Raw genomic sequence first — 10,327 nt, 5'->3', positions numbered from 1 at the left:
CCACGCCCAGACGGGCCTCGTTCATCATTGTGAACATGGCACGCATGCCCTTGTGCAGGTCGCCCAAGAGCCAGCCCTTCGCGCCGTCATAATTCATCACGCAGGTGGCATTGCCGTGAATGCCCATTTTCTCTTCGATCTTGCCACAGGACAGGGCGTTGCGGGGGCCCAGGCTGCCGTCTTTGTGCACCAAGACCTTGGGCACGATGAACAGCGAAATGCCCTTGGTGCCTTCGCCCCCCCCGGGAGCTTTGGCCAACACCAGATGGATGATGTTCTCGGCCAGGTCATGCTCCCCCGCCGAGATGAAGATCGTTTGCCCGGTGATCAGGTAACTGCCGTCGTCTTGCGCTTCGTCCTTGGTGCGCATCAGCCCCAGATCGGTACCGCAATGTGGCTCGGTCAGGTTCATGGTGCCGGTCCAGTCGCAGGACACCAGCTTTGGCAGGTAGGTTGCCTTCTGTTCCGCAGTGCCATGGGTGTGGATCGCGGAATAGGCCCCGTGGGTCAGGCCCTGATACATGTTGAACGCCATGTTAGCCGACACGAAAATCTCACCCACCGCTGATCCCATCAGATAGGGCAGGCCCTGACCGCCATATTCGGGGTCGCAATCCAGTGCGGTCCAGCCGCCGTCTTTCATCGCCTTGAACGCGGCATCAAAGCCTTTGGGCGTGCGCACGACACCGTTTTCCAGCACGCAGCCTTCACGGTCGCCGACAGCATTCAGCGGGGCCAGCACGTCAGAGGCGACTTTTCCCGCCTCTTCCAGCACGGCAGCGGTGAAGCCTTCGTCCAGATCGCTGTAGCCGGGGGTGTCGGACCCTGTGACCTTCAGGACATTGTGCAGCAGGAATTGCATATCCTTGACGGGGGCGGTGTAGGTTGGCATCGGTGCTCTCTCCCTGAAACAGTCTTGATCTTTGTCGGTGTCTTTATTCGGCCGCGCGGCGCAGCCCGGCGATCATCTCACCGCCCGCGTCGAGTTCGGCTTTCAACTCGGCGATGGCCACATCCAGTTCGGCGCGCTGCGCCTCCATCTGGGCGAGGCGCGCTTGGGCCAATTCATAGGTGCGCAGGGTCTGCGCGTGATTGGACCCGTCCCGGTCATACAGATCGAGGATCTGGCGGATATCTTCCAGGCTGAAGCCAAATCGCTTGCCGCGCAGGATCAGCGTCAGCCGCGCCCGGTCGCGCCGGGTGAACAGGCGACGGGTGCCGTCGCGCTGCGGGAACAGCAATTCCTTCGCCTCATAGAACCGCAAGGTGCGCGGAGTGACATCGAAGGAGTCACACATCTGGCGGATGGTCATCAGATCGGTTGTCATCAGCATGCACTTTCGAACACAAAACATCTGAAGGGCAGATGTGTGCTTTGAGATAAGCATACTAGAGTGCTTGACGTTAACGTAAATGTAACGTCACGTCAGATTTCTGCTTACGTGATGTCAGTCTCAACCGAGCTTGGACAGATCGTCGACAGTGGTGGCCCGCAGCGCGCGCAAATCGTCAATCGTGGCATCCAGCTCTGCCTTTTGGCGTTCCAGTTCCGCCAACTGGCGATCGGCTAGGCCGAGAAACGTCTCATATTGCGGGCGGGTGCCTTCCTGGCGGTACATCAGCAGCCATTGCCGGATTTCTTCCAGACTGAAGCCAAAGCGCCGCCCGCGCAGGATCAGTGTCATCCGGGCCAGTTCACGCGGACCGTAAAACCGGGCGCGCCCTTCCTTTTCCGGCGACAGCAGTTCGATGTATTCGTAATAGCGCAGAGTGCGGGGGGTGACATCGAACCGCGCGCACATTTCCTTGAAGCTGAGCCGGTTGGTGTCGGTCATTTCAGTCCTCCGTGCGTTAAGACTATGCGCGGATTTACCCGCGCGCAATGTCAGCCGCACCGAATAAGCGCCTTGCAGTGACGCGTGAAGCGGGGATTATGACCATGAAGGAGCCTGCATGACCGATATCATCCAAATCGCCCGGCAGTTCATAGAGGCCATTCCCCATGCCCGCGCTCTGGGGATGGAGTTTGAAAGCCTTGGCGATGGCAAGGCCGCGATTTCCATGCCCTATGACCCCCGGTTCATCGGCGACCCGGCCACCGGCGTCATTCATGGCGGCGCGGTCTCAGCGCTGATGGACACCGCATCGGGGGCGGCGGTGATGTGTCACCCGACCGCACCCGCCTCGACGGCCACGCTGGATCTGCGGATCGACTATTTCCGCGCGGCCACCCCGGGGCAGGCGATTCTGGCGCGGGCAGAGTGTTATCATGTCACACGCTCGGTCGCCTTTGTCCGGGTGACGGCCACCGATGAAGATGAAACGCGGCCTGTCGCGGCGGCCACCGGGGCCTTTACGCTGAACCGGCCAAAGGGGGCCGCGCGATGACAGTGCAGCGCCCGGAACCTGTGCAGGTGATCAAGCAACGCCGGGACAGTGCCCTGCGCGGGCTGCTGTCCGGCGTGCCCTACATCGCCTACCTCGGCATCCAGTTCGACCGGCGCGGCGATGAGCTGACGGCGATTCTGCCGTTTGACGAAAAGCTGATTGGCAATCCGGCGCTGCCCGCTTTGCATGGCGGGGTGACGGCAGCGTTTCTTGAGGTGGCGGCGATCATTGAACTGGCCTGGGGCAGCCTGTGGGAAGAGATTGAGGCCGGGCGGATTGACCCGACCGCAGACATGGCCCCGGTGCGCCTGCCCAAGACCATTGATTTCACGGTTGATTACCTGCGGTCCGGCCTGCCGCGCGATGCCTATGCACGTGCCCGCATCAACCGGTCTGGCCGCCGCTATGCCTCGGTGCATGTCGAGGCGTGGCAGGACAACCGCGCCCGGCTGTTTGCGCAAGGGACCGGGCATTTCCTGATGCCGCAACCGCCGGGCACGCCATCGGATTAGCGCTTCATGAACCGGAACGCAGCAGAGGCACCATAGCCCGCAACAACCGCGATCAGCAGTGACAGCAGGCCATAGATCAGCGGCTGATCACGCGAGAGGTTGAACAAAAACCGCTCCAACCCCTCTTTGCGGACATTGATCTGACGCTCGATCCTGTCCACCACCTGCCCGTCGCGGGTCAGAAAGATGCGAACCCGGTACAGACCTTCGGTCAGGTTCGCGGGCAAAACCACATCTGACCGGAACAGCGTGGCCTCGGTGAACTGGACTGACCGTTCGCGCAGGCGATAGCGGTCTTCCGCCTCGCGGACGCGGATCAGGGCTTCCAGAAACTCCGGTGCATTCTGCGCCTGCTGCGAAATGCCCACGGCCCGGATCGCCCGGGGAATGGTGATCTGATGCCGCAAATTCTCGGTTTCTGTCAGGATGTCGCGCAGATGGCCGGTGGTCGCAATCGCGTAAAAGGACGGGGCACTGGCGATCTGCACCGCCTCACGGTTGATCCAGATGCCCGCCGTGCGCTCTTTCTTGCGCACCGTCAGCGGTCTGGATGGACCTTCCACCGTGATGATGATGTGCAATGCGCCCGGCGGCACCGGGGCCGTGCGCTTGATCGCGCCGTAAATCAGGATCTCGGACCCTTCAAAATCGGCGGTGATCGACACGCGGTTCTGGCTCAGCCCCGCGACGATGTCTTCGCTCGCGGCAAGGGCGGGCAGGGCGGTCAGCAGCCAGATCAATGCGGCGCGGATCATGGCAGTAACCCCGGCGTGATGCTGTAAAGCTCGGACGGGCGCAGCAGAAGATCCGCCGCGATCTTGATCGCAACCCCCAGCACCAGCAGCGACAAAAGGATGCGCAACTGTTCCGCCTTCAGCCGCCCGCTGACCTGCGCCCCGATCTGTGCCCCGATGACCCCGCCAAAAATCAGCAATACCGCCAGCATCATATCCACGGTATTGGCCGTTACGGCATGCATCACGGTGGTGAATGCGGTGACAAAGATGATCTGGAACAAGGATGTGCCGATCACCACCTTGGTCGGCATCCCCAGCAGATAGATCATCGCGGGCACCATGATGAACCCGCCGCCAACCCCCATGATCGCCGCCAGAAACCCCACCAGCGCCCCAACCGCCAGCGGTGGCAGGACCGAGATATACAGGCCCGAGGCCCGGAACTTCATCTTGAAGGGCAGCCCATGCACCCAGTTATGCGTATGCGACCGTCGGATCGGCGCGCCGGGCCGGTTCGCGCGTCGCAGGGCGACCACCGATTCCCAGAACATGGTCAGCCCGATCAGCCCCAGAAACAGCACATAGGACAGTTGCACAAACAGATCGACCTGACCGGCTGCCGTCAGCCGGGCGAAAACCCAGACACCAACCGCCGATCCGACAAGGCCGCCTGCCAGCAGCACAAAGCCCATGGGAAAATCCACCGCCTTGCGCTTGACCTGCGCCAGCACGCCGGAAACCGAAGACGCCACCACCTGATTGGCCCCGGTCGCCACCGCAATGGCCGGGGGGATGCCGATGAAAAACAGCAAGGGCGTGATCAGGAACCCGCCGCCCACACCGAACAGGCCCGACAAAAACCCCACGACCCCGCCAATGCCCAGAAGCAGGAACAGGTTGACCGAGAGGTCGGCAATGGGGAGGAAAATCTGCATGTCAGACCCCGACGGGGGAAAGGGCGGTCAGTCCAAAGGCTTGCGCGCCTTTGACAGCGAAGTCAAACGCCGATCCGCCTCATCGGAGGGTGCTCAGGAAATGCCGCAGAATGCGTTCCAGTTTTGCCGCACCCATCGGGGCCATGGCCTTGGTATGCTCATGGCTGATCTGTTCGTCCGACAGCCCCGCCGCCATATTGGTGATCGTCGAGATCGCCGCACAACGCAGGCCCAGAAAGCGGGCCAGGATGACTTCGGGCACGGTCGACATGCCCACGGCATCGGCCCCCAGCAGCTTCAGCATCCGGATCTCCGCCGGAGTTTCAAACGATGGGCCGGAGTACCAGGCATAGACGCCATCCTTGATGTCGATCCCCTCGGCCAGCGCACTGGCCCGCAGGGCCGCGCGCAGATCGGGGTTATGTGCATCGGTCATCGGGACGAAGCGCGCATCCGTCGGCTCACCGATCAGCGGGTTCAGCCCGTTGTAATTGATGTGATCCGACAGCAGCATCAGATCGCCCGGCGGAACGTCCGGGCGCATGGAGCCTGCAGCATTGGTCAGGATCAGGCTTTCCGCGCCCAGATCATGCAACACCTCCAGCGCCAGCCGCATCGCGGCGGGGTTGCCCTTTTCATAGTAATGCTCACGTGCACCAAACACCGCCACCCGCACGCCTTCCAGCGTGCCGATGTGCAGGTTCGGGTTATGCCCCGACACTGCCGCATGCGGGAAACCGGGCAGATCGGCGTAGGGAATGGCCACCCCGTCCACCGCATGTGCCAGATGGCCAAGGCCAGAGCCCAGGATCAGACCAAGCCTGACCGGCGCATCCCCTGCGCGGTCACGGATCAGGGCGGTCGTTTCGGATCTGGTGCTCATTCTGCCTGCCTTCCTTTTTGCCAAAGCGCCGGGGGCGCTTCGCCCCCCAGTCTATCGGTTTCTCGAACCAATGGCGAAACCAACAGACTGCCCCCAGAGGATATTTGTGAACAGGAAATGAATACAGGGCTGATCTTCATTATCTGTTCACAATGTCCCCGGCGGGCCTCACAGGCGACGCTTAGCGTTCCTTGACATAAGGCTGCCCCCCGGCGCGCGGCGGGATCGCCTTGCCGACAAACCCGGCCAGCACCAGCACGGTCAGCATATAGGGCAGCGCGTCCAGCAGCGGCACAGGCACCCGGACCTGCACCACCGCCTGCACCACGTCAGGTCGCAGGGCAAGCGCCTGGAAAAACCCGAACAACAGGCAGGCCCACATCGCGGCAACCGGGCGCCATTTGGCAAAGATCAGCGCGGCGAGCGCGATATAGCCGCGCCCCGCCGTCATTTCACGGCCAAAGCCGGCCTGCAGCGCGGTCGCCATATAGGCCCCGGCAATGCCGCACAGAATGCCGGTGATGGCAACGGCAGCAAAGCGCAGACCCACAACCGAGATGCCCGCCGTATCTACCGCTGCCGGGTTTTCCCCCACGGCGCGCAGGCGCAGGCCAAAGCGGGTGCGGAACAGGACCCACCAGGTCAGCGGCACGATCAGAAACGCCATATAGACCAGCACCGAATGGCCCGAAATCACCTCATAATACAGCGGGCCGATCAGCGGCACTTCGCGCAGCGCTTCTGCCCCCGGCAGGGTGATCGGGTTGAAGCGGGCAGCACCACTCAGCGGTGGTGTGCGACCGCCCTGCCGGAACAGCGCCTGCGCGATCAGCACGGTCAGGCCCGAGGCCAGAAAGTTCAGCGCCACACCCGAAATCAGCTGATTGCCGCGAAAGGTGATGGCCGCAATGCCATGCAGCAGGGCAAACAGCATCGACGCGCCGATCCCGGCCAGCAAACCCGCCCATGCCGATCCGGTCAGCGCCGCGACGGCGCCTGCCGACATCGCGGCGGCCAGCATCTTGCCTTCCAGTCCGATGTCGAAAATCCCGGCGCGTTCGGAATACAGGCCCGCAAGGCAGGCCAGCAGCAAGGGCGTCGCCAGCCGGATAGTGGTGTCGAGCACCTGCAGAAGTGTTGCATAATCCATCAGGCAGCCCTCAGCGCTTTGGTCGATCGGAACAGGCGGAAGACGCGTTCAAGGATCATCCGCACCATCACATCAAGCGCCCCGGTGAACAGGATCACCAGACCCTGCACCACGATGCGCATCTCGATCGGGATCGTGGTCCACAGCCCCAGTTCTGCGCCGCCCTGATACAGGAAACCGAACAGCAGCGCCGCCAGTACCACGCCGAACGGATGGTTGCGGCCCATCAGGGCCACTGCGATGCCGATGAACCCGGCCCCTTCGGAAGAGTTCTGCAGCAGCCGTTCCGCCTCGCCCATCACGTTGTTGATGCTCATCATCCCGGCCAGCCCGCCAGAGATTAGCATGGCGATGATGGTGATGCGCACCGGGTTGATACCGGCATATTTCGCCGCCGCCTCTGACTTGCCAAAGGCGCGGATCTGATAGCCAAGCCGCGTGCGCCACAGCAAAGCCCACACCACGACCGCCATGGCCAGCGCGATCAGCAGCGTCACATTGGCGGGCACAGGCCGTTGAAAGATCAGGTTGAATCCGGGAATGTCATTCAGCGCAGGCAGCTGCGCGCCCACGGGAAAGCGGGCCGAGGCCGGGTCCATCTGCCCGGTGGGGCGCAGCACGTCAACCAGCACATAGACCAGCAGCGCCGCCGCGATATAGTTGAACATGATGGTGGTGATCACGATATGGCTGCCGCGCTTGGCCTGCAGATAGGCCGGAATTGCCGCCCAGGCCGCGCCAAACAACGCCGCCCCCATGGTGGCCGCGATCAGCGCCACCGTCCAATGCGGCCAGGGCAGCGACAGGCAGACCAGCGCGACACCAAGGCCGCCCAGTTGGGCCTGCCCCTCACCGCCGATGTTGAACAGCCCGGCATGAAAGGCCACCGTCACCGCCAGCCCGGTAAAGATGAAGCTGGTGGCGTAATACAGCGTATAGCCCCAGCCATAGGGCGAGCCGAGCGCACCATCGACCATCACCTTGAACGCCTCGACCGGGCTTTGCCCGATCACCAGCAGCACCAGCGCCGAAATCGCGGCGGCAAACAGCAGGCTGACCAAGGGCACCAGCGTGACATCGGCCCATCTTGGCAAACGGTCCATCAGGCGGCCTCCCCTGCGGTTTTGCCATCCATCCCGGCCATCAGCATCCCCAACTCGCGTTCATCTGTTGTGGCCGGGTCGCGCAGGCCCATGATCTGGCCGTCGAACATCACGGCAATGCGGTCGGACAGCGACATGATCTCATCCAGTTCCACGCTGACCAGCAGGATCGCCTTTCCGGCATCGCGCAGGGCGACGATCTGTTTGTGAATGAACTCGATCGCCCCGATATCCACGCCGCGCGTCGGCTGGCCGATCAGCAGCAAGTCGGGGTTCTGTTCGACCTCGCGCGCGACGACGATCTTTTGCTGGTTGCCGCCCGAGAAGTTCTTGGCCTCCAGCGTGCAGATCGGCGGGCGCACATCATAGGTGGCCATCTTCCTTTCGGTATCGGCGCGCAGGGCGTCATTGTCCATGAACAGCGCCGATTTCTGGTATTTCGGGTCGTTGTGATAGCCGAAGGCCACATTTTCCCACGCGGTGAAATCAAGGATCAGCCCGTGGTGGTGCCGGTCTTCGGGCACATGGGCGATGCCCGCCTCGCGCCGGCTCTGACCATCGGCCCCCGCCCCGGACAGCGGCAGATCCACCCCGTTCAGTGTGATCCTGCCGCTGGCGTTCACCATGCCCCCCAAGGCGGCCAGCAGGTCGGACTGGCCATTGCCCGCAACCCCCGCGATGCCCAGAATCTCGCCGGCCCGGATCTCCAGACTGATGCCTTTCAGCCGTTCGACCCCGTTTTCGTCACGCACCCGCAGATTGTCGACCGACAGCACCACCTTGCCCGGCACCGGGGGGGACTTTTCCACCTCCAGCAGCACCTTGCGGCCCACCATCAACTCGGCCAGCTGCTCTGGGCTGGTCTCTTTGGTCTTGACCGTGGCAACCATGGTGCCGCGCCGCATGACGCTGACGTTATCGGTCGCCTCCATGATTTCGCGCAGTTTGTGGGTGATCAGGATGATGGTCTTGCCCTGATCTTTCAGCCCGCGCAGGATGCGGAACAGATGGTCCGCCTCATCCGGGGTCAGAACCCCGGTCGGTTCGTCCAGGATCAGGATATCGGCCTGACGATACAGCGCTTTCAGGATCTCGACCCGCTGCTGATGGCCGACCGACAGGTCTTCGATCAGCGCGTCCGGGTCCACATCCAGCCCGTATTCCTGCGCCAGTTCGCGCAGGATGCGGCGGGCCTTCCCCAGTGAGGTGTTCAGAAGCGCACCGTCTTCGGCCCCCAGGACGATGTTTTCCAGTACCGTAAAATTCTGCACCAGTTTGAAATGCTGGAACACCATGCCGATGCCGGCGCGGATGGCGCTCTGGCTGTCGGGAATGGCGGTCAGGGTGTCGCCGACAAGGATCTGGCCGGAGTCAGCTTTGTAAAATCCGTAAAGGATCGACATCAATGTCGATTTCCCGGCACCATTTTCACCGATGATGCCGTGGATCGTGCCCTTTGGCACGGCGATGTTGATGTCCTTGTTGGCCTGAACCGGGCCGAAGGCTTTGGATATGCCCTTCAGCTCGATGGCAAAGGGGGCGGCAGTTGCCTGCCGCCCCATGGTATCAGCCGAAGCGGTCATCAGAACGTCGCAGCCGGGCAGGTGTCGTCGGTGCGGTAGTCATGCACGACCAGCTCGCCCGATTTGATTTGCGCGGCAGCGGCGTCGACTGCGGCCTGCATCTCGGCGGTGACCAGTTCGGCGTTGTGCTCGTCCATTGCGTAGCCCACGCCATCCGACGCAAGGTTCAGCGCCTGCATGGTGGTGTCCAGATCAGCGCCCTGCGTCATCGAGTTGTAAACCGCCACATCGACGCGCTTGAGCATCGAGGTCAGCACCGAACCGGGGTGCAGGTGGTTCTGGTTGCTGTCAACGCCGATAGACAGGATGCCTTCGTCGGCCGCCGCCTGCAGAACGCCCAGACCTGTGCCGCCCGCCGCCGCGAAAATCACGTCCGATCCTTGCGATTTTTGCGCTTTGGCCAGTTCCGACCCCTTCACCGGGTCATTCCAGGCCGCCGGGGTGGTGCCGGTCATGTTCGAGATGAACTTGATATCGGGGTTCACCGCAACAGCACCCTGCGCGTAGCCGCAGGCAAAGTTACGGATCAAGGGAATGTCCATGCCGCCGACAAAGCTGACGGTGCCGGTTTTTGATGCCAGGGCGGCCATCATGCCAACCAGATACGATCCTTCATGCTCGGCAAAGCCGATGGTCAGAACGTTCGGATGTTCAGCCGGGTCGACCCAGCCGTCGATGGTGACGAATTTGGTATCGGGGAAGTCTTTGGACACATTGGCAATCGGGTCCGACATGCCAAAGCCGGTGGTGACAATCGGGTTCGACCCGGCTTCGGCCAGACGACGCAGGGCCTGCTCACGCTGGGCCTCGTTCTGCATCTCGATTTCCTTGTAGGTGCCGCCGGTTTCCTGCGCCCAACGCTCGGCGCCGTTGTAAGCCGCCTCGTTGAAGGACTTGTCGAACTTGCCGCCCAGATCGTAGATCAGCGCGGGTTCCGCAGCGGCCGCGCCTGCGGTCAGGGCAAGCGCACCGGCTGCGCCCAAAAGGTGCTTCATCATGGTCATCGAGAATCTCCCGGTTGTCATTACGACGTTTA

Annotated in this window: 12 protein-coding genes; 2 read left to right on the top strand and 10 right to left on the bottom strand. The window is 62.5% G+C overall.

Translation table 11 applies throughout. The annotated features are described in order from the left end of the window. From Q7J44_RS23245 to Q7J44_RS23235, 3 genes are all read right to left on the bottom strand, one after another. On the bottom strand, nt 1-892 hold an 892-nt coding region (locus Q7J44_RS23245), incomplete at its 3' end, for an acyl-CoA dehydrogenase family protein (protein ID WP_304883456.1). Between the two features lie 43 nt (nt 893-935). After that, nucleotides 936-1,328, bottom strand: a complete 393-nt coding sequence (locus tag Q7J44_RS23240) for a MerR family DNA-binding transcriptional regulator (protein ID WP_304883455.1) — start codon at nt 1,326-1,328, stop codon at nt 936-938. 126 nt (nt 1,329-1,454) lie between these two features. Beyond that, entirely contained in the window at nt 1,455-1,835 is a 381-nt protein-coding gene (locus Q7J44_RS23235) for a MerR family DNA-binding transcriptional regulator (protein ID WP_304883454.1), read from the bottom strand. Nucleotides 1,836-1,953: 118 nt separating this feature from the next. On the opposite strand from Q7J44_RS23235, the gene Q7J44_RS23230 reads away from it, so the two are divergent. Beyond that, a complete protein-coding gene (locus tag Q7J44_RS23230) occupies nt 1,954-2,388 on the top strand; it encodes a PaaI family thioesterase (protein ID WP_304883453.1) in 435 nt (144 codons plus the stop codon). Continuing rightward, on the top strand, nt 2,385-2,900 hold the full coding sequence (locus Q7J44_RS23225; protein ID WP_304883452.1) for a PaaI family thioesterase: 516 nt from the start codon (nt 2,385-2,387) through the stop codon (nt 2,898-2,900). The genes Q7J44_RS23230 and Q7J44_RS23225 overlap by 4 nt, the downstream gene beginning before the upstream one ends. On the opposite strand, the gene Q7J44_RS23220 is transcribed toward Q7J44_RS23225, so the two are convergent. From Q7J44_RS23220 to Q7J44_RS23190, 7 genes are all read right to left on the bottom strand, one after another. After that, nucleotides 2,897-3,655 carry a TIGR02186 family protein gene (locus Q7J44_RS23220; protein WP_304883451.1) on the bottom strand — a complete coding sequence of 253 codons (759 nt, stop codon included), beginning with the start codon at nt 3,653-3,655 and terminating at the stop codon, nt 2,897-2,899. The genes Q7J44_RS23225 and Q7J44_RS23220 overlap by 4 nt on opposite strands. Beyond that, on the bottom strand, nt 3,652-4,572 hold the full coding sequence (locus tag Q7J44_RS23215) for a sulfite exporter TauE/SafE family protein (protein WP_304883450.1): 921 nt from the start codon (nt 4,570-4,572) through the stop codon (nt 3,652-3,654). The genes Q7J44_RS23220 and Q7J44_RS23215 overlap by 4 nt, the downstream gene beginning before the upstream one ends. A gap of 79 nt (nt 4,573-4,651) precedes the next feature. Next, nucleotides 4,652-5,455: a purine-nucleoside phosphorylase gene (locus tag Q7J44_RS23210; protein ID WP_304883449.1), complete on the bottom strand. Its 804-nt coding sequence runs from the start codon at nt 5,453-5,455 to the stop codon at nt 4,652-4,654. Nucleotides 5,456-5,636: 181 nt separating this feature from the next. Beyond that, complete coding sequence (locus Q7J44_RS23205) at nt 5,637-6,605, bottom strand: ABC transporter permease (RefSeq protein WP_304883448.1); 969 nt, start codon at nt 6,603-6,605, stop codon at nt 5,637-5,639. Then, nucleotides 6,605-7,708: an ABC transporter permease gene (locus Q7J44_RS23200; protein ID WP_304883447.1), complete on the bottom strand. Its 1,104-nt coding sequence runs from the start codon at nt 7,706-7,708 to the stop codon at nt 6,605-6,607. The genes Q7J44_RS23205 and Q7J44_RS23200 overlap by 1 nt, the downstream gene beginning before the upstream one ends. Then, nucleotides 7,708-9,291 carry an ABC transporter ATP-binding protein gene (locus Q7J44_RS23195; protein ID WP_304883446.1) on the bottom strand — a complete coding sequence of 528 codons (1,584 nt, stop codon included), beginning with the start codon at nt 9,289-9,291 and terminating at the stop codon, nt 7,708-7,710. The genes Q7J44_RS23200 and Q7J44_RS23195 overlap by 1 nt, the downstream gene beginning before the upstream one ends. Then, the gene (locus Q7J44_RS23190; RefSeq protein ID WP_304883445.1) at nt 9,291-10,295 is read right to left on the bottom strand and encodes a BMP family protein; all 1,005 of its coding nucleotides are present in this window, start codon (nt 10,293-10,295) and stop codon (nt 9,291-9,293) included. Before Q7J44_RS23190 ends, Q7J44_RS23195 begins: the two co-directional genes overlap by 1 nt. Nucleotides 10,296-10,327: the final 32 nt, after the last annotated feature.

The organism is Pseudotabrizicola sp. (genome assembly GCF_030656345.1).
Classification (GTDB): domain Bacteria; phylum Pseudomonadota; class Alphaproteobacteria; order Rhodobacterales; family Rhodobacteraceae; genus Pseudotabrizicola.
Note: the sequence above shows the minus strand (reverse complement) of the source record. Positions and strands in the feature narration are given on the sequence as shown.

Excerpts from the sequence above, each read along its gene's own strand:
- Q7J44_RS23190 (WP_304883445.1), bottom strand. The coding sequence starts at position 10,295 with ATGACCATGATGAAGCACCTTTTGGGCGCAGCCGGTGCGCTTGCCCTG.
- Q7J44_RS23195 (WP_304883446.1), bottom strand. The coding sequence starts at position 9,291 with ATGACCGCTTCGGCTGATACCATGGGGCGGCAGGCAACTGCCGCCCCC.
- Q7J44_RS23215 (WP_304883450.1), bottom strand. The coding sequence starts at position 4,572 with ATGCAGATTTTCCTCCCCATTGCCGACCTCTCGGTCAACCTGTTCCTG.
- Q7J44_RS23205 (WP_304883448.1), bottom strand. The coding sequence starts at position 6,605 with ATGGATTATGCAACACTTCTGCAGGTGCTCGACACCACTATCCGGCTG.
- Q7J44_RS23220 (WP_304883451.1), bottom strand. The coding sequence starts at position 3,655 with ATGATCCGCGCCGCATTGATCTGGCTGCTGACCGCCCTGCCCGCCCTT.
- Q7J44_RS23240 (WP_304883455.1), bottom strand. The coding sequence starts at position 1,328 with ATGACAACCGATCTGATGACCATCCGCCAGATGTGTGACTCCTTCGAT.
- Q7J44_RS23235 (WP_304883454.1), bottom strand. The coding sequence starts at position 1,835 with ATGACCGACACCAACCGGCTCAGCTTCAAGGAAATGTGCGCGCGGTTC.
- Q7J44_RS23200 (WP_304883447.1), bottom strand. The coding sequence starts at position 7,708 with ATGGACCGTTTGCCAAGATGGGCCGATGTCACGCTGGTGCCCTTGGTC.
- Q7J44_RS23210 (WP_304883449.1), bottom strand. The coding sequence starts at position 5,455 with ATGAGCACCAGATCCGAAACGACCGCCCTGATCCGTGACCGCGCAGGG.
- Q7J44_RS23225 (WP_304883452.1), top strand. The coding sequence starts at position 2,385 with ATGACAGTGCAGCGCCCGGAACCTGTGCAGGTGATCAAGCAACGCCGG.
- Q7J44_RS23230 (WP_304883453.1), top strand. The coding sequence starts at position 1,954 with ATGACCGATATCATCCAAATCGCCCGGCAGTTCATAGAGGCCATTCCC.